This is a genomic window from Bradyrhizobium sp. PSBB068, from assembly GCA_016839165.1.
Taxonomy (GTDB): Bacteria; Pseudomonadota; Alphaproteobacteria; order Rhizobiales; family Xanthobacteraceae; genus Bradyrhizobium.
This window is the reverse complement of record CP069300.1, coordinates 711,412-729,448: the sequence shown is the minus strand read 5'-3', so window position 1 is coordinate 729,448 and position 18,037 is coordinate 711,412. Positions and strand designations below refer to the sequence as shown.

Here is an 18,037-nt window from a genome sequence, read left to right as displayed (position 1 = left end):
CCGGAATGACGTGCCTGCGTCCGATAGGTGTTGCGCTCGGCTGCATGATGCTGACGAGCGGCGCGATGGCGCAGCTCTCGATCACGCCGCCGGCACAGCCGCCGACGCCCGCGAAGAAGGAGGCACCGAAGGAGAAGCCGAAGGTGCATGCGCCGGCCGCGAAGAAGCCTGCGCCGAAGCCCGCCGCAACGACGACGCCGAAGCCCGGCGCATCGGCAACGCCGACGCCCTCCCCGACGCCGGACGATCCCAATGTCGACCTCGTCTACGGCGCCTATCAGCGCGGCATGTACAAGACCGCATTCGACCTCGCCACGGCGCGCGCGCAGAACAGCAACGATGCCAAGGCCATGACGATGCTGGGCGAGCTCTATGCCAACGGGCTCGGCGTCAAGCGCGACTATGCCAAGGCCGACGACTGGTACAAGCGCGCCTCCGACGCCGGCGACCGCGAGGCGATGTTCGCGCTCGCCATGATGCGGATCGCTGGCCGCGGCGGCACCGTGGACAAGGATTCCGCGGTCAAGCTGCTGGCATCGGCGGCCAAGCTCGGCGAGCCCAAGGCTGCCTATAATCTCGCGCTGCTCTATCTCGACGGCCAGACCCTGCCGCAGGACCTCCGCCGCTCCGCCGAGTTGCTGCGGATGGCGGCGGATGCCGGCAGCCCCGAGGCGCAATACGCGCTCGCGACCTTCTACAAGGAAGGCACCGGCGTGCCGAAAGACCTCGAGAAAGCCGCACGGCTGCTGCAGGCCGCCTCGCTGGCCGACAATGTCGATGCCGAGGTCGAATATGCCATCGCGCTCTACAACGGCTCCGGCACGCCGCGGAACGTGCCGGCGGCGGTGGCGCTGCTGCGCAAGGCGGCCCGGCAGAACAGCGCGATCGCGCAAAACCGCCTCGCCCACGTGCTGGCGACCGGCGCCGGCGCCCCGGTCGACAAGGTCGAGGCGCTGAAATGGCACACCGTCGCCAAGACCGCCGGCAAGGGCGACCCCGAACTCGACGACATCCTCGCCGACATGCCCCCGGAAGACCGCGCCAAGGGGGAGGCCGCTGCCCGAAAATGGATCGGAAACAACGTCAAATGACGCCTTGACGGCGCCACTTCCAGAGGGCACCCAGTCCGAAGCCTAGGTGGCCGCGTTCCGTTCTTTTTCCGCCCGTCATCCTGAGGTGCGAGCGGAGCGAGCCTCGAAGGATGCACGGCCCCGGACCGGGCCGTCGATCCTTCGAGACGCGCTTCGTGCTCCTCAGGATGACGGGCTGAGATTTGCGCCCGCCGCTCTATCGACATTCACAATCTCGGTCACAAGTTCTCATCATGCTCTACTCCGCCCTCATCAATGTCATGGTCAAGGCCGCGCGCCGCGCCGGCCGCAGCCTCAAGCGCGACCTCGGCGAGATCGAGCATCTCCAGGTGTCGCTGAAGGGGCCGGCGAATTTCGTTTCGCTGGCCGACAAGCGCGCCGAGGAGATGCTCTACACCGACCTCGAAAAGGCCCGGCCCGGTTACGGGTTCCTGGGCGAGGAAGGCGGCAAGCGCGAAGGCTCCGACAAGAGCCACACCTGGATCGTCGATCCGCTCGACGGCACCACCAATTTCCTGCACGGCATCCCGCAATTCGCGATCTCGATCGGGCTGCTGCGCGAAGACACCGTGATCGCGGGCGTGATCTACAATCCCGCCAATGACGAACTCTACATCGCCGAGCGCGGCAAGGGCGCGTTCCTCAACGACCAGCGGCTGCGCGTCGCCGGCCGCCGCCAGCTCAACGAATGCGTGGTCGCCTGCGGCCTGCCGCATATCGGCCGCGGCAACCACCAGCTGGCGTTGCAGGAGCTGGCCGCGCTGCAGAGCAAGGTCGCGGGCTTCCGCCGCTTCGGCGCCGCCTCGCTCGACCTCGCCTTCGTCGCCGCCGGCCGCCTCGACGGTTATTGGGAACGCAATCTGCAGCCCTGGGACCTCGCGGCCGGCCTGCTGATGATCCGGGAAGCCGGCGGCACCGTCTCCGGCATCCAGGGCAATGACGACCCGCTGCAGACCGGCCACGTCGTCGGCGGCAACGAGTTCGTGCACGGCGAGCTGATCAAGATCCTGAAGCCGCTCGGGCAATAGGGCGACAGCGCAGGCTATTCGTCGTCGTCATTATCGCCGTCGTCCTCCCCGTCGCGAAATTCACCGCCGGCGCTGAGGCCTTCGATGGCGGTGGCGCCCTTCACCTTGACCACCCGGCGCAACGGGACCGAACTCTCGCTACGCAGCGCCTCCATCAAATGGTCCGAGTGGGTGACGATCCAGATGTCGGCGCGGCGCGACGCCTTGGCGATCAGCCGCGCCAACGGCGCCAGCAGCGATGGATGCAGGCTCGCCTCCGGCTCGTTCAGCACGATGAACGGAGGCAGCCGGTAGCCCATGAACACGGCGAGCAGGCAGATATATTTCAGCGTCCCGTCGGACAATTCGTGGGCCTTGAACGGGCGCGGCATATCCGCAAGCCTTAGATCGAACTCGCACGGGCCGTTTTCTACCCATGCGCGGAGCTCCGCATCCGGGAATGCATCCTCGACCGCGGCCTGCAGCTCGGCGGCATCCTGCCGGATGGAGTAGAGCGTTGCGAGCGTCGCGGCCAGATCGCTGCCGTCGGCACTCAGCGACGGCGTCGTGACCGCGAGGCAGGGCTTTCGGATCGGCGACGCATGATCGGTCCGGAAGTCGTGATAGAACCGCCAGCCCAGCATCGCGTTTCTGATCTGGTCGATCTCGGGGGAGTTCTTGCCGTCAAAGAAGCCGGCCAGCACGGTTTCGGATGGCAGCAGGGCGTCCTTGTGGCTTTCCCACACGCCGCTCTCGTTGCGGATGCTGACCAGCGCGTTCGTCCTCTCCACCATCAGGACTTTTCGCTTGCCGCGGATCATCTCGATCCGCTCGGACCTGATCATCGGCTCGCCGGCAAACGCCGCCTCAACCGGGCCGGGGTATCCGAGCTCGATCGAATATTTGATGTCGTCGAATCGTGTGGCCAGCCGCAGCCGGGGATCGTCGCCCCGCTTGCGCATGCCGGACCAGGAGACCGAATTCAATCCGCCTTCATCGGCGATGGTGTGGGTGATCCGGCCCGTCGCCGCGTCGCGCAACAGTGACATCGACTTGTAGAGATTGGATTTGCCGACGCCGTTCTCGCCGACGAACACCGACAGCGGGTGGATGGGCATGAAGAGCCGGCGAATGGAACGATAATTCGCGATCTCGATGTCGGTCGGGCGCATCACCTGCTCTCGATCGGCCGATGCCTGCGCATTCCGTCACCGTGCCAAGGACAATCCATTCAATCCAGAGATGCAGTCTGGATTGGCGATGCTGCGAAAGCAAGCCGGCCCTGATTCAATCAGGACCGGCCTCGATGTCAGTGGCCGCCCGCTACCGGCGCCGGCGGGCCGTAGACTTCCGGCTTCTCGACCTTCTCCCGGTCACCAGCCAGCACGCGCTGCACGCTGACGAAGAACACCGGCACCAGGAGCAGCGCGAGGATGACGACGGCGATCATGCCGCCCATCACACTGGTGCCGAGCGCCTGCTGGCTGGCGCCGCCGGCGCCGGTCGCGATCGCCATCGGCAGCACGCCGCAGACGAAGGCGAGGCCGGTCATCAGGATCGGGCGGAATCGGAGACTACACGCCTCGATGGTCGCCTCGACCAGCGGCTTGCCCTGCGCGCGCAGGTCCTTGGCGAACTCGATGATCAGGATCGCGTCCTTGGCGGCCAGGCCGATGATGGTGATCAGGCCGACGGTGAAATAGACGTCGTTGGACAGGCCGCGCAGCGTCGCCGCCACCACGGCGCCGAAAATGCCGAGCGGAATCGTCAGCAGCACCGCGAGCGGAATGGTCCAGCTCTCATAGAGCGCGGCGAGCAGCAGGAATACCACCAGCACGGACAGGCCGAGCAGGAACGGCGCCTGCGAGCCCGACAGCTTCTCCTGCAGCGACTGGCCGGTCCACTCATAGCCGAAGCCGCGCGGCAGCTTGTCGGCAAGCCGCTCCATCTCGGCGATCGCGTCACCCGAGGTGAAGCCCGGCTTCGCCTCGCCGGAGATGCGCACCGCCGGATAATAGTTGAAGCCCGCGATCTGCGTCGGCCCCTTCGTCCATTCGATGCTGGCAAAGGCCGAGAACGGCACCAGCTGACCGCGGCTGTTCTTTACATTGTAATTGAGGATGTCGTCCGCGTTCATGCGACTGGTCTTGTCGGCCTGCACGATGACGCGCTGCATGCGCCCGCGGTTCGGGAAGTCGTTGACGTAGTTCGAGCCGAGATTGGTCGAGATCGTGTTGTTGATGTCCTCGAAGGTGAGGCCGAACGCACCGGCCTTCTCGCGGTCGATCATCAGATTGACCTGCGGCGCCGGCGGCAGGCCTTCGACATAGACCTTCTGCAGCACAGGGCCGGCATTGGCCTCCGCGATCAGCCGGTCGGACGCCGCGATCAGCGCCGCATAGCCCTTCTGGCCGCGGTCCTGCAGGCGGAACGAGAAGCCCGAGGAGTTGCCGAGATTGTCGATCGGCGGCGGCTGCAGCGCCGAGATTTTTGCGTCGCGCACCGACGACAAATCGCGGTTGATGTCCGCGACGATGGCGGCAGCGGACTCCTTCGGGCCGCGCTCCGACCAGTCCTTCAGCGTGATGAAGGCCTGCGCGGTGTTCATGCCCTGGCCGAGGAAGCTGAAGCCGGTGAGGAATGTGACGTTCTCGATGCCGGCGCGGTTCTTCAGGTACTTCTCGACCTGCTCGACCGCACCTTCCGTGCGCGCATAGGACGATTCCGACGGCGTCTGCACGTCGGTCGTGATGAAGCCCTGGTCATCGACCGGCAGGAAGCCGCCGGGCAGCCGGACGAAGCCATAGGCGACGGCCGCGAACAGCACGAGATAGATCGCCATCAGGCGGCCGGTGCGCTTCAGCGAGCCCTGCACCGTGCGCGTATAGCCGGCGCGGCTGGTGTCGAGCACGCGGTTGAACCAGCCGAACACGCCCTTGCGGGCATGGCCGTGGCCCTTCTCGACCGGCTTGAGCAAGGTCGCGCACAGCGCCGGCGTCAGCGACAGCGCGAGCAGCGCCGAGAACGCGATCGCCGCCACCATGGTGACCGAGAACTGGCGGTAGATGATGCCGACCGAGCCCGGGAAGAACGCCATCGGCACGAACACCGCCATCAGCACCAGCGTGATGCCGATGATGGCACTGGTGATCTGCGACATCGCCTTCCGGGTCGCTTCCTTCGGCGGCAGGCCTTCCTCGGCCATGATGCGCTCGACGTTCTCGACCACGACGATGGCGTCGTCGACCAGGATGCCGACCGCCAGCACCATGCCGAACATGGTCAGCATGTTGATCGAGTAACCCACCGCCATCAGCGTGGCGCAGGTGCCGAGCAGCGCCACCGGCACCACGATGGTCGGAATGATGGTGTAGCGGATGTTCTGCAGGAACAGGAACATCACGATGAACACCAGCACCACCGCCTCGACCAGGGTCATCAGGACCTTCTCGATCGAGGCCTTCACCACCGGCGTGATGTTGTAGGGGATTTCGTAGGAGATGTTGGCCGGGAAGAAGCGCGACAGCTCCTTCATCTTGGCCTCGACCGCGCTCGCGGTCGCCAGCGCATTGCCCTTCGGCGACAGCAGCACCGACAGGCCCGCGGTCGGCTTGCCGTCGAGACGGGTGTTGAACTGGTAGCTGAGGCCGCCGATCTCGATCCGCGCGACGTCACGCAGCCGTACCGTCGAGCCGTCGGCATTTGCGCGCAGGATGATCGCGCCGAACTCGTCGGGCGAGGAGAGCTGGCCCTTCACCAGCACCTGCGCGGAAATCTTTTGCGTATCCGTGCTCGGCTCGGCGCCGATGCTGCCGGAAGCGACCTGGGCGTTCTGCGCCGTGATCGCGCGGTTGACGTCGTCTGCGGAGAGGCCGTAGCCGACCAGCTTGGCCGGATCGATCCAGATGCGCAAGCTGCGCTCGGTCGAATACAGCGTGGCGCGGCCGACGCCGGGGATGCGGCGCACCTCGCCCAGCACGTTGCGGATCATGAAGTCGCCGAGGCCCACTTCATCCAGCGAACCGTCGGTCGAGTTCAGCGTGATGATCTGCAGCACGGCCGAGGACGCTTCCTCGACCAGGATGCCCTGCTGGATCACGGCGCGCGGCAGCCGCGCCTCGACGCGCTTGAGGCGGTTCTGCACCTCGACCGAGGCCTGGCCGGTGTCGGTGCCCGGCTTGAAGTTGGCGATGATCTCGACCTGGCCGAGCGAGTCGGAGGTCGATTCGAAGTTCAGGATGTTGGCGGCGCCGTTGAGCTCCTCCTCGATCAGCCGCGTCACGCTGTTGTAGAGGTTCTCCGGCGACGCGCCGGGATAGCTGGTCGAGATCGAGATCGAGGGCGGCGCGATGATCGGATACTGCGCGACCGCGAGCAGCGGAATCGAGATTGCGCCGACCAGACAGATGAACAGGGCGACGACCCAGGCGAAGATCGGCCTGTCGATGAAGAAGCTAGGCATGTCGGATCACTGCTTCGCGTGCGCGGTCTGCTGCGAATCCGATTGTGCTGCAGCAGCGTCGATCTCACGCCAGGCCAACGGCCGGACCTTGTCGCCGGCGGCAAATTTCTGGAATCCTTCGACGACCACCTTGTCGCCGGCCTTGAGGCCGTCGGTCACGAACCAGGTGCCGCCCTGCAGCGAGCCGGTGCGCACCGGCTGGACCGCGACGCGATTGTCGTCCTTGACGACGAACACCTCGCTGCCGCCGCCGCCATTGCGCTGGATCGCCTGCTGCGGCACCGCGATCGCATCGGTGTCAATGCCCTGCTCGATCTGCACGCGGACATACATGCCCGGCAGCAGGACGCGATTCGGGTTCGGGAATTCGCCGCGCAGGGTCACTTGCCCGGTATGGGCATCGACCTTGGCGTCGGAGAACAGCAGCTTGCCCAGCAGCGGATAGATCGAGCCGTCGTCGAGCACGAGGCGCACCTTCATCGCATCGGGCGCGATGCGGTCGAGATCGCCGCTCTCGAGGGCGCGGCGGAGCTGGTTCATTTCGGTCACCGACTGCTGGAAGTCAGCATAGATCGGATCCAGCTGCTGGATGGTCGCAAGGCTCGCGGCGTCGTTCTGCACGACGAGCGCGCCTTCGCTGATCACAGCAGCGCCAATGGTGCCGTCGATCGGCGCACGAATCGTCGCATAGTCCAGGTTGAGCTTGGCACGCGCGACGTCGGCCTCGCGGCCCTGCACGTCGGCTTCGGCCTGCTTCAAATTGGCGATCGCCTTCTCGTTCTCGGCCTCCGAGGTCGCACGCTGGTTGGTGAGGGTTGCGATGCGGCGGGCCTGCAGCGAGGTCTGCTCGAGCACGGCCTTGGCGCGCGCCAGCGCCGCCTCGGTCGACTGCAACTCGACTTCGAACGGGCGCGGATCGATCTGGTACAGGGGGTCGCCGACCTTCACCTCGCTGCCCTGATGGAACATGCGGTTGACGACGATACCGGAGACGCGCGGGCGGACCTCGGAAACGCGGGTCGGGGCGATGCGGCCCGGCAGCTCGCGTACCATCGCGCGCGCCTGCTCCTTCACGGTGACCACACTGACGTCCGGCTCGGATGCTTGTACGGCGGCGGTTGCGGAGTTCGGTTCGTTGCAGCCGGCAAGCAGTGGCGCCGTCACGGCCAGCATCAGAGCAATGCATGCCGATTGCGCGCGAAGTCCAGACATTGAGATGATCGCCCCTGTGGGTTGGAATGAACAAATGGCGGCATCGCCACGACGCCGCCTCTGCTCGTGAAAATAAAATCTGCCTGCTGCGAAGCAATGCGCTTGTCGGGCGGCTCATTGTCACACAACGCTATCATCCTGATTTCGCGGCATCTTTCATGTCGTCACCGCATTGTGAGCGGGTTCCATCGCAGGCTGTGGGAATGCGTTAAGGACTGCGTGAGCGGGAACGGGCTGTTTGCCTGCACAGGAATGCCGCACCGCGGATCATGATGCGACAATCCTGCCGAATCACCGTGCATCGCGCGCCTCGCCCGACGATGCCTGCAAATCGGCCTGATCTCGCGATCAGCGCGTGGCCCCGGGGGGCGCGCGCGAACGGTGATGCGGCGACCGGCCGCAAAGCTGCGCAAGGCGGCGACAGTCCCCCCGATCTCGACCCAGGGTTCTGCCATCCGCCTTTGGATTCGGCTTTCCTCACTCCGCCGCTGTGCCATATTGCTGACAGATGCGGCCTTCGCGAACGGATGATCCGGCAATGCCCCCTTCCCGCTCCGAGATGGAGATCGAACTGAGCAAGCTGTCCTCGCCCAGGATCTTCCTGGTGCGGATGCTGGTATTCCTGGTGCTCTGCGGCCTGGTCGGGGTCGTGCTGTACAAGCAGATCGTCACCGCCTTCTTCGCCAATCCCGGGCTCAACGCCCTGATCGGCGCGGTGCTGCTGATCGGCGTCATCCTGGCGTTCCGGCAGGTGATCCGGCTCTATCCTGAAGTGGCCTGGGTCAATAATTTCCGCATCGCCGATCCCGGCCTCGCCATCGAGCGCCGGCCGACGTTGCTTGCCCCGATGGCTGCGATCCTCGGCGGCGAGCGCACCGGACGGATGTCGATCTCGCAGCAGACCATGCGGCATCTGCTGGATTCGATCGCAACCCGCCTGGATGAAGCCCGCGACATCTCGCGCTACATGACCGGCCTGCTCGTGTTCCTCGGCCTGCTCGGCACCTTCTGGGGCCTGATCGAGACGGTCGGCTCGGTCGGCAAGGTGATCGACGGGCTCAAGGTCGGCGGCGACGCCGGCGCGCTGTTCGATACGCTGAAGGAGGGCCTTGCCGCCCCGCTCGGCGGCATGGGCATCTCGTTCTCGTCCTCGCTGTTCGGCCTCGCCGGCTCGCTGATCCTCGGCTTCCTCGACCTGCAGTCGAGCCAGGCCCAGAACCGCTTCTACACCGACCTCGAGGACTGGCTCGCCACCACGGTGCGCGGCATCTCAGGTGACGGCGTCGGGACCGGCGGCGCCGATCTGCAGGGCGCGATCGACCGGCTGCGTGCCACCTTCGAGGAGGGTGGCGGCGGCGCGGGTGGTCGCAACACCACGGCGGCGATGGCCAATCTGGCGGAGGCAATCCAGGGGCTGGTCGCGCATATGCGCACCGAGCAACAGATGATCCGCGAATGGGCCGACGGCCAGGGCGAGCAGAACCGCGAGATCAAGCGGCTGCTCGAACGCCTCGCCCGCCAGCCCGAGAAGAGCTGAGCCACGGAGGCCGATGTGCTGGACCACGTGACCATCGGCATCAGCGATATCGAGCGGTCCAAGGCCTTCTATGATGCGGCCTTGCGCTCCCTCGGCATCAGCCGCCTTTATGCAGAGGGTGCCGAGTTTGCCGGCTATGGCATCCATCCGAAGGCCTTCTTCTGGATCGGCCGGCGCGGCACGCCGCAGACCGGCGCCCACATCGCCTTCACGGCAAACGATCGCGCCACCGTCGATCGCTTCTACGACGACGCGATCAAGGCCGGCGGCAGGGACAATGGGCGGCCCGGAATTCGGCCGCACTATCATGCAAACTACTACGGTGCTTTCGTGCTCGACCCCGACGGCCACAACATCGAAGCCGTCTGCCACGCGCCGCACTGACAGGAAGTAAAGGGAAACCAGATGGCCCTCGCCCGCTCGCGCCGCAGCGAATCCGGCTTCAACTACTGGCCCGGCTTTGTCGACGCGCTGTCGACGCTGGTGCTGTCGATCGTGTTCCTGCTGTCGGTGTTCCTCGTCGTGCAGTTCTTCCTGTCGCAGGAAGTGACCGGCAAGGACAAGGCGCTGGAGCAGCTCACCGCCAAGATCGCCCAGCTCAACGACCTCTTGTCGCTGGAGAAGCTTTCCAGGCTGACGCTCGACGACCAGGTGTCGCAGCTCCGCGCCGGCCTCGCCTCGGCTGAGGGCGAGCGCGACCGCATGAAGGGGCTCTATGAAGGGCTCGCCAATTCCGGCAACGACGCGCAGGGCCGCGCCAACGAGCTGAACAAGGCGCTGGAGTCCGAGAAGAGTGTGTCGTCGCGCGCGCTGGCACAGATCGAGGTGCTGAACCAGCAGATCAGCGCTCTGCGCCGCCAGCTCGCCGCGCTCGAGGAGGCGCTCGATGCCTCCGAGAAGCGTGACAAGGAATCGCAGAACCGGATCGCCGATCTCGGCCAGCGCCTCAACGTCGCGCTGGCGCAGCGGGTGCAGGAATTGTCGAAGTACCGCTCGGAATTCTTCGGCCGGCTGCGCGCGATCCTGGGCAACCGCCCCGATATCCGCATCGTCGGCGATCGCTTCGTATTCCAGTCCGAAGTGTTCTTCGACACCGGCCAGGCGACCTTGCTGCCGGAGGGCAAGACCGAGCTCGACACGGTAGCGAACGCGTTGATCGATCTCGACAAGCAGATCCCCCCCGAGATCGCCTGGGTGCTGCGCGTCGACGGCCACACCGACGTGCGGCCGATCAACAGCCCGCTGTTCAAGTCAAACTGGGAGCTATCCTCCGCGCGCGCGATCTCGGTGGTGCAATATCTGGTCTCGCTCGGCGTGCCCGCGCAGCGTCTGGTCGCGGCCGGCTTCGCCGAATTCCAGCCGCTCGACACCGCGCAGACCGAAGACGCCTACAAGCGCAACCGCCGCATCGAGCTGAAGCTGACGGAACGCTAGGGCAGAAGCGGTCACCCGCTCCGGCTCTAACCACCCGTCGTCCTGGCGAAAGCCAGGACCCATAACCACCGCATTCGGTGATGAACGGGATCGCCGCCACGGCGTCGCGCAACAATCGAGATTTGGGGTAATGGGTCCTGGCTTTCGCCAGGACGACGCTAGGGATGGTTCACCATCGTCATTCCGGGGCAGCCCGAAGGGCTGAGCCCGGAATCCATTGAGCCGCAAAACAAGCGTTGGAATGGATCCCGGGCTCTCGCTTCGCGAGCCCCGGCGAAGAGAGCGGAACGCTCTCGGCGCCCGACCATCCCGAGCAACTGCTCCGGATAGCGCGCGCCCTGCACTTCGACCGCTGCCACGGCGCGATCCGGCCGAGTTGATCGACCAGCGCCTGGTTGGCGCGGGCCCATCGATCAGATTCGTAGCGGTGGAACCCTCAGGTCGAGCCCGATCACGGTCGCGATCGAGAGGCGCCGCTTGAGGCATATCGCCGAAAGCGGGGTTGACGGCTGATTTCTTCAACTCCAGAGGTTGCACGTTACCAAACGCTTCAAATGCGTAATTGAACATTAATGGACTGCGTGCGACATGACCGCGTGACAACCACAGGTAATGCAGCAGAGCACCCCAACCACGAACGAACGCGCGGTGCGGTGCTCTGGGTGCCGATCGTGCTGTTCCTGATCGGCGCGTTCGCGATCTCCTATGCTTCCGGGTTCCGGCACGTCGCGATCGGTTGGAATGGGCTCGGCACGATCTGCGCGGTGCTGCTCGCTGCCTATCTCGCCGCGCGAGAATTTCGCATCCGGTTCGTTCAGACGATCCTGAACGTCAGGCTCCAGAACGTGATCGTGGCCATCGCCTGGTTTGCGTTGCTGCCTGCGACCACGGCGCGGGCCTATGGCTGCGCCTTTCGAATGCACTGCGCGCCAGCGGGCGAGTTGGAATAGCCGCCGATGCACGCCCCCCTGGCCAAGGCGTCTGGCAGCGACGTTCAATTGATGCGCGAAGCGGCCTGGCCGTGGCTGGCGACGGCGGTGGTGCTTGCGATCGTGCTGCTGGCTCCCCTTCTCGTCATCGATGTGCCGCCGCTCGCGGACTATCCAAATCACCTCGCGCGGTTCTTCATCCTGGCGCATCCGGACGACCCGGTGCTCTCGAAGATATATGCGCCGCATTGGACGATCTTGCCCAATCTCGGCATGGACGTCATCGGGGCCGGGCTGCTGCGCATAACCGATACGCACACCGGTGGCCGAATATTGCTGGCACTGAGCCTGCTCGCGCCGGTGGGCGGCGCGGTCGTGTACCATCGGGTCGCTTTCGGCTGCCGTTCCTATTGGCCGCTGGCGTCGGGACTGGTCGCCTACAACGCGGCCTTCTTCATGGGTTTCATGAATTTCCTGTTCTCGCTGGGCCTGGCGCTGATCGGTGCGGCCGCCTGGGTTGCGTTGCGCCGGCGGAACCGTTCCGGGTGGAAGACGCTGGCCGGCGCGATCGCCGCGGTCGCGACCTTCTTCATCCACATCTTCGGGCTCGCCTTTCTATTCCTCCTGATCGGTGCAGAAGAGGCATCGGGACTCCGGAGACGCTGGTCATCGGGCACGGTCACCGCGCGCGATTTCATGAAGGCCGCGATCCCGATCCTGATCGCTCTCGCGCCGGCGCTCGTGCTGTATCGGCTCAGTCCGTTCAGCGACACCGCCACGTCGCTCGGCGCGTGGCATGCGATCGTCAAACTGATGAGGCCGTTCAGCCCATTCACGATACCGAACGTCGAGCTGACGATCGTGACCGCCGTCGCCGTTATCGTCGCGCTGGTCGCCATGCGCCGTCATCTCGCATTTGCTCCGGGGCTGCGGCTTGCGATCGCCGTGCTGGCAATCGTCTACATCGCCGCGCCCCTGCGAATAAAGGGAGGGTCCTACGTAGATCTGCGGGCTGCGGTGATGGTCGCATTGCTGCTGTTCGCGGGGGTGCAGCCCCGGATCGCGCGGCGGGAGGCAATGATGTTCGGCATTGCTGTTGCGGCCTTGATTCTCGTCCGCTCGGCGAGCGTCGCTGCGACCTGGATCGACAGCCGGGACGACCTTGCCGATCTGCGCGCGGCAATCGACGGCGTCGAGCCCGGCGCGCGCGTCCTGCTCGCGACGGGCTCGTCGGGGAAACGGACGATGGCGCCTCCGGCGCGCCGCACGCTGCCCGGCATTGGCCGGCTGACCAACCACCTCCCGGCATTGCTCCCCGTTGAGCGCAGGGCGTTCTGGCCATTGTTGTTTGCCGACCCGGCGCAACAACCGGTGTCCATTCTGCCGCCGTTCGATCGAATGTCTCAGCCGCTGACGGGAGCCGGTCGACTGGGAGGCGCTGGCCAACGAACCGTTCTCGGCGGAAACCCTAAAGTGGTCGCGCTACCTGGTCGGCTGGCGCTCGCATTTCGATTATGTGCTCCTGATCGACCCAAAGCCGGGATTTCAGACGATCGAGAAGCTCTCGCCGCTCCATGACGGCGAATTCGCAAAGCTCTATCGGGTTGATCGCTGAACCGCCGGGTACGGTCTCGCCGTCGCGCGGCAGAGCCTTCGGCTACGCCGCGCCGACCGGCTCCGCGGCCGGCGCGTCCGGCTACGCCTCCGCGGTGACGAATTTGAGCCCGTAGGTCTTGCCGCGGCGCCACACCACCTCGCAGGGGTAGCGCTTGGCGTGGTCGGCGAGCAGCGTCAGCGCGAGGCGGTCCTTCACGTCGAACTCGACCTCGGTGGTGATCTTGGCGCCGCCGGGCGAGATGTCGACCACGGCGCAGGCGTTCTCAGTCACGCCGTCGTCGACCGTGATCCACGCCGCGCGATTGTTGAGCTGGCGCCGCGGCTCGCGACTGACCTTGATACGTGCTCCATTGCTCGCCATCGTCGTCGTCCTTGAAGACATTGGTCATTGAAAACCTTAGGACCGCGCAGGTCGATCGACGCGCCCGGCATGTCACCGCACGGGCCACAATGCCGTTCCCCCGTAAAGTCCGGCTTAGCGTGATCGCTTGAACTTTACCGGAATCTTGACGCGGCTTTTAGCAAACGGAGATTCCGCAGTTCCCTCAGCGGGATACTGCCCATATTGGCGCTCCGGACCTTGACACCGCGACCGCACTGTTGGTGAAGTGTCAGCCGTGGCTTTGGCCACATCCCTGCAACAAGAGCGCTTCAAGCCGCCTTTTCCGACGGAAACGATCCATGCTGATCCCCTTGGCCGACGTGCCGCGCTGGTATGCCGAACGCAAGCCCGCTGATTCGATCGCCGTCAGCCACGGCGCGGATGCGCTGACCTGGCATGAGCTCGAGCGCCGCGCCAATGCGCGGGCGCGCGCCTTCGCCGCCAAGGGCGTCAAGCCCGGCGACTTCGTCGCGATCGGGCTGCCCAACAGCAACGCATTCTTTGAGACCACCTTCGCGGTGTGGAAATGCGGCGCGACGCCGACCTCGTTGTCGTGGCGGCTGCCGCGCGGCGAGGCCGCCGCGGTGCTCGAGATTTTGAAACCGTCATTGGTGGTCGGTGGTGAAGCCGACTGGAATGCACCGAATTCGCTGCCGGTGAATTTCGTGCCTGAGGGATTTTCCGGGGAGCCGCTCGACGCGCCGGTCGCGCGCTACTGGAAGGCGATGACGAGCGGTGGCTCGACCGGGCGGCCGAAGGTGATCCTCGACCACAACCCCGCCGTGATCGAAACCACGACGCCGCTGATGCTCGGGATTCCGCATCAGGCCTCGCTGCTCAACCCCGGCCCGCTCTATCACAACGCGCCGTTCATCCTGTCGCACTCCGCTTTGTTCGGCGGCGGCAAGCTGACCGGCATGGTGAAGTTCGACGCCGAGGAGACGCTGCGGCTGATCGAGCGCGAGCGCGTGCAATGGGTCAACTTCGTGCCGACCATGATGCACCGGATCTGGGCGCTGCCCGAGGAAGTGCGCAACCGCTACGATGTCTCGAGCCTGCAGATCGTGTTTCATATGGCAGCTCCGATGCCGCCCTGGCTGAAGGAGAAGTGGATCGAATGGCTCGGGCCGGAGCGGGTGTGGGAGCTTTATGGCGGCACCGAGCGGCAGGGCGCCTGCGTGATCTCGGGCGTCGAGTGGATGGCTCACAAGGGCTCGGTCGGCAAGATCGGCGAGACCGCCAAGCTGCGTATCATCGGCGAGGACGGCAACGACGTTAAGCCCGGCGAGACCGGCGAGATCTACTTCCTGCCCAATGACGGCGCCGGCTCGACCTATCACTATCTCGGCGCCACGCCGAAGCGGCGGCCGGACGGTTGGGAATCGCTCGGCGATATCGGACGTCTGGATGAAGAGGGCTATCTCTATCTCGGCGACCGGCTTGCCGACATGGTGCTGCGCGGCGGCGCCAACATCTATCCGGCCGAGGTCGAGGCCGCGGTCAGCGAACATCCCAAGGTGCGCTCCTGCGTCGTGGTCGGATTGCCCGATCCGGAATTCGGCCAACGCGTGCATGCGATCCTCGAGCTCGCCGACGACACCGACGCGCAGGAGATTGCCGACGGCATGGGTGATTTCCTCAAGGACCGGCTCAGCCGCTACAAGCATCCGGAAAGCTTCGAGCGCGTCACCACCGCGCCGCGCGATGATTCCGGAAAGGTCCGCCGCACGATGCTGCGCGACGAGCGCGCCGCGTGGATCAAGGACAACCGCGCCTTCCGCATCATGCCGGCGCGCGCGGCAACCAAAAGCGAATAAGTTCATTTTGTCTTGCGAGAGGGAGGTCTGCACGCCAGATGAGCTGTGCAGGCCGCCGCGCAGGGTATATCATTCCATCTTCCCTGCCGGCAGAACCTCGGATTAGCTTGAGGTTCCAGCGCCCCTGCACGCCAGGAGATCCCAGATGCCCTCCACGACCGAACCGAAAGTGCCAGCGGCCTTTCAGCCTCGCCCCGAAGATTACCGCTATGACCTCGATCGTGCACTGATGAGCGTGGTCGGGCTGCACTCGATCATTCCGCCTGATGCATTCAGCGCCGAGACGCTCGGCACCGAGCGCACCGGCAACGGCGTCCTGATCGACAACGGGCTGGTGCTGACGATCGGCTACCTGATCACCGAAGCCGCCACGGTGTGGCTGCATCTCGGCGACGGCCGCGCGGTCGAGGGTCACGCGCTCGGCTTCGATTTCGAATCCGGCTTCGGCCTGGTGCAGGCGCTCGGCAGGCTCGACATCGATCCGCTGCCGATCGGCTCGTCGGCGGCGACGCAGGTCGGCGACAATGTCGTGCTCGGTGGCGCCGGCGGCCGCACGCGCTCGGTCGCGAGCCAGATCGCGGCGAAGCAGGAATTCGCGGGCTATTGGGAATATCTGCTCGACGAGGCGATCTTCACCTATCCGGCGCATCCGAACTGGGGCGGCACCGGACTGATCAACAATGCCGGCGAGCTGATCGGCATCGGCTCGCTGCAGCTCGAGCGCGAACGCTCGGGCCGCGCCGAGCATGTCAACATGATCGTGCCGATCGACCTGCTCAAGCCGGTGCTCGGCGACCTGCGCAGATTCGGCCGTGTCGACAAGCCGGCGCGGCCGTGGCTCGGCATGTACACGACCGAGATCGACAACCGCCTCGTGGTGGTCGGCGTCGCCAGCAAGGGACCGGCGGCGCGCGCCGAGCTGAAGACCGGCGACGTGATCCTCGCGGTCGACGGCGACAAGGTAACGAGCCAGACCGGCTTCTACCGCAAGCTCTGGTCGCTCGGCACCGCCGGCGTCGACGTGCCGCTGACGGTCTATCACGAGGGCGTCACCTTCGACGTGACGCTGACCTCGATCGACCGCATGAAGCTGCTGAAGGCGCCGCGGCTGCATTAGTACAGAACGAGAGGCAGCAACGATGAGCGAGGCCGTGGTTGACGACATCGTGGCCGTGCTGCCGCCGCTGTTGCAGACGCTGGAATCGCTGACCTTCGTCGCCCGCAACCTGAATCCGCCGGACTTCGATCGCGTGATGCAGATCGCAGGCGAGCCCGAGGAGGCGTTGCAGGCGGTTCGGCCGCGGCTGGCCGATTGGCCGGAGAAATTCGCGCACATCAAGACTGCACTTGACGCTGCCATCGAACCGGCGCTCGCCGCCTATGCAGGGCTGCGCGCAGTGCAGAACGGCGAAGGCGACCTCGTCGGCGTATTCCGCGCGCTGCGCTATCTGCCGCGCGCGCAGGAGGCGCTTTATCCGCTGACGGAATTGCCGCCGGTCAGCGGCTTCTTCATCGCGCCCGACCTGCGCGAGGATGCCGAGCTGCAGGCCAAGCTCGCCGCCACGCCCAACGACGACACCGGTATCTTTCATGAGCGCAACGAACCGGGCAGCCGCGGCGGCTTCTCGATGTATGTGCCGGAATACTACACGCCCGATCGCGCCTGGCCGCTGGTGATGGCGCTGCACGGCGGCAGCGGCAACGGCCGCGGCTTCCTGTGGAGCTGGCTGCGCGACGCGCGCAGCCGCGGCGCTATCCTGGTGGCGCCGACCGCGACCGGCCAGACCTGGGCGCTGATGGGCGACGACACCGACACGCCGAACCTCAACCGCATCCTCGATCAGGTGTCCGCGCGCTGGAACGTCGACGCGACACGGATGCTGCTGACCGGCATGAGCGACGGCGGCACCTTCAGCTATGTGACCGGGCTCGAAGGCGCCTCGCGCTTCACGCATCTGGCACCGGTCGCGGCGACCTTCCATCCGCTGATGGCTGAAATGGCCGATGCGGACCGGTTGCGCGGCCTGCCGATCTTCATCACTCACGGCAAGCTCGACTGGATGTTCCCGGTGCAGACCGCGCGGCAGACCCAAGGCCTGCTGTCGGCCGCCGGCGCCAGCGTGACCTATCGCGAGATCGACGATCTCAGCCACACCTATCCGCGCGAGATCAACGCGGAGATTTTTCGCTGGCTGAGCAGCATGTGAGGCCGAAGGGACCGTCGCGGCCCGGCGTACAGCGCACGCAGGAACGGTTGACCGTTCACACGCAGAGATCATCCGCCGGAACCATGCCGAGCCTCACGACGTTATCCCGCGGACACTGGAGGGATTGCGTGATGCGGACGTTTTTCGGCATGATCTTGGGCGCGCTGCTGCTGATATGCGGCGTGTATGTCTATGACTCGATGCGCACATCGAGCGTGGCCAATGGCGAGGTGGCGCAGGACACGCGCACCATCGTCAATTGGGACGTCGCGGCGCGTGACTGGAACCTGCTGAAGACCCGCACCCGCGAGCAATGGGACAAGATCGCGTCGAAATAGCGAT

General features: G+C 65.6%; 14 protein-coding genes and 1 pseudogene. 11 read left to right on the top strand and 4 right to left on the bottom strand.

What is annotated here, in order from left to right:
- Window positions 1-5: 5 nt before the first annotated feature.
- A complete protein-coding gene (locus JQ507_03420; protein ID QRI70600.1) occupies window positions 6-1,091 on the top strand; it encodes a sel1 repeat family protein in 1,086 nt (361 codons plus the stop codon).
- Between the two features lie 233 nt (window positions 1,092-1,324).
- Window positions 1,325-2,119, top strand: coding sequence for an inositol monophosphatase (locus tag JQ507_03415; GenBank protein QRI70599.1), 795 nt, complete (start codon window positions 1,325-1,327; stop codon window positions 2,117-2,119).
- Window positions 2,120-2,133: 14 nt separating this feature from the next.
- Here the strand turns inward: JQ507_03415 and JQ507_03410 are convergent, their stop codons facing one another.
- The 3 genes from JQ507_03410 to JQ507_03400 form a co-directional block, all read right to left on the bottom strand.
- Window positions 2,134-3,270 carry an AAA family ATPase gene (locus JQ507_03410; GenBank protein ID QRI70598.1) on the bottom strand — a complete coding sequence of 379 codons (1,137 nt, stop codon included), beginning with the start codon at window positions 3,268-3,270 and terminating at the stop codon, window positions 2,134-2,136.
- Window positions 3,271-3,407: 137 nt separating this feature from the next.
- The gene (locus JQ507_03405; GenBank protein QRI70597.1) at window positions 3,408-6,560 is read right to left on the bottom strand and encodes a multidrug efflux RND transporter permease subunit; all 3,153 of its coding nucleotides are present in this window, start codon (window positions 6,558-6,560) and stop codon (window positions 3,408-3,410) included.
- Window positions 6,561-6,566: 6 nt separating this feature from the next.
- Complete coding sequence (locus JQ507_03400) at window positions 6,567-7,772, bottom strand: efflux RND transporter periplasmic adaptor subunit (GenBank protein QRI70596.1); 1,206 nt, start codon at window positions 7,770-7,772, stop codon at window positions 6,567-6,569.
- Window positions 7,773-8,310: 538 nt separating this feature from the next.
- Here JQ507_03400 and JQ507_03395 point away from each other — a divergent pair.
- The 5 genes and pseudogenes from JQ507_03395 to JQ507_03375 all read left to right on the top strand — a co-directional run bounded on the left by JQ507_03395 (window position 8,311) and on the right by JQ507_03375 (window position 13,287).
- Window positions 8,311-9,309, top strand: a complete 999-nt coding sequence (locus JQ507_03395) for a flagellar motor protein MotA (GenBank protein QRI70595.1) — start codon at window positions 8,311-8,313, stop codon at window positions 9,307-9,309.
- Between the two features lie 15 nt (window positions 9,310-9,324).
- On the top strand, window positions 9,325-9,693 hold the full coding sequence (locus JQ507_03390; protein QRI70594.1) for a VOC family protein: 369 nt from the start codon (window positions 9,325-9,327) through the stop codon (window positions 9,691-9,693).
- Between the two features lie 21 nt (window positions 9,694-9,714).
- A complete protein-coding gene (locus JQ507_03385; protein QRI70593.1) occupies window positions 9,715-10,743 on the top strand; it encodes a peptidoglycan -binding protein in 1,029 nt (342 codons plus the stop codon).
- Between the two features lie 671 nt (window positions 10,744-11,414).
- On the top strand, window positions 11,415-11,693 hold the full coding sequence (locus tag JQ507_03380; GenBank protein ID QRI70592.1) for a hypothetical protein: 279 nt from the start codon (window positions 11,415-11,417) through the stop codon (window positions 11,691-11,693).
- A gap of 75 nt (window positions 11,694-11,768) precedes the next feature.
- Window positions 11,769-13,287: pseudogene (locus JQ507_03375) on the top strand (hypothetical protein).
- 81 nt (window positions 13,288-13,368) lie between these two features.
- On the opposite strand, the gene JQ507_03370 reads toward JQ507_03375, so the two are convergent.
- Window positions 13,369-13,650: a PilZ domain-containing protein gene (locus JQ507_03370; GenBank protein ID QRI70591.1), complete on the bottom strand. Its 282-nt coding sequence runs from the start codon at window positions 13,648-13,650 to the stop codon at window positions 13,369-13,371.
- Window positions 13,651-13,970: 320 nt separating this feature from the next.
- Between JQ507_03370 and JQ507_03365 the strand changes: the two genes are divergently transcribed.
- From JQ507_03365 to JQ507_03350, 4 genes are all read left to right on the top strand, one after another.
- Window positions 13,971-15,488, top strand: coding sequence for an AMP-binding protein (locus JQ507_03365; GenBank protein QRI70590.1), 1,518 nt, complete (start codon window positions 13,971-13,973; stop codon window positions 15,486-15,488).
- 145 nt (window positions 15,489-15,633) lie between these two features.
- Complete coding sequence (locus JQ507_03360) at window positions 15,634-16,605, top strand: serine protease (protein ID QRI70589.1); 972 nt, start codon at window positions 15,634-15,636, stop codon at window positions 16,603-16,605.
- A 22-nt stretch (window positions 16,606-16,627) separates the two neighbouring features.
- Window positions 16,628-17,695 carry a phospholipase gene (locus JQ507_03355; protein ID QRI70588.1) on the top strand — a complete coding sequence of 356 codons (1,068 nt, stop codon included), beginning with the start codon at window positions 16,628-16,630 and terminating at the stop codon, window positions 17,693-17,695.
- 131 nt (window positions 17,696-17,826) lie between these two features.
- Window positions 17,827-18,033 carry a hypothetical protein gene (locus JQ507_03350; GenBank protein QRI70587.1) on the top strand — a complete coding sequence of 69 codons (207 nt, stop codon included), beginning with the start codon at window positions 17,827-17,829 and terminating at the stop codon, window positions 18,031-18,033.
- Window positions 18,034-18,037 lie beyond the last annotated feature (4 nt).

Excerpts from the sequence above, each read along its gene's own strand:
- JQ507_03360 (QRI70589.1), top strand. The coding sequence starts at position 15,634 with ATGCCCTCCACGACCGAACCGAAAGTGCCAGCGGCCTTTCAGCCTCGC.
- JQ507_03415 (QRI70599.1), top strand. The coding sequence starts at position 1,325 with ATGCTCTACTCCGCCCTCATCAATGTCATGGTCAAGGCCGCGCGCCGC.
- JQ507_03405 (QRI70597.1), bottom strand. The coding sequence starts at position 6,560 with ATGCCTAGCTTCTTCATCGACAGGCCGATCTTCGCCTGGGTCGTCGCC.
- JQ507_03410 (QRI70598.1), bottom strand. The coding sequence starts at position 3,270 with ATGCGCCCGACCGACATCGAGATCGCGAATTATCGTTCCATTCGCCGG.
- JQ507_03355 (QRI70588.1), top strand. The coding sequence starts at position 16,628 with ATGAGCGAGGCCGTGGTTGACGACATCGTGGCCGTGCTGCCGCCGCTG.
- JQ507_03370 (QRI70591.1), bottom strand. The coding sequence starts at position 13,650 with ATGGCGAGCAATGGAGCACGTATCAAGGTCAGTCGCGAGCCGCGGCGC.
- JQ507_03420 (QRI70600.1), top strand. The coding sequence starts at position 6 with ATGACGTGCCTGCGTCCGATAGGTGTTGCGCTCGGCTGCATGATGCTG.
- JQ507_03395 (QRI70595.1), top strand. The coding sequence starts at position 8,311 with ATGCCCCCTTCCCGCTCCGAGATGGAGATCGAACTGAGCAAGCTGTCC.
- JQ507_03350 (QRI70587.1), top strand. The coding sequence starts at position 17,827 with ATGCGGACGTTTTTCGGCATGATCTTGGGCGCGCTGCTGCTGATATGC.
- JQ507_03365 (QRI70590.1), top strand. The coding sequence starts at position 13,971 with ATGCTGATCCCCTTGGCCGACGTGCCGCGCTGGTATGCCGAACGCAAG.
- JQ507_03385 (QRI70593.1), top strand. The coding sequence starts at position 9,715 with ATGGCCCTCGCCCGCTCGCGCCGCAGCGAATCCGGCTTCAACTACTGG.
- JQ507_03400 (QRI70596.1), bottom strand. The coding sequence starts at position 7,772 with ATGTCTGGACTTCGCGCGCAATCGGCATGCATTGCTCTGATGCTGGCC.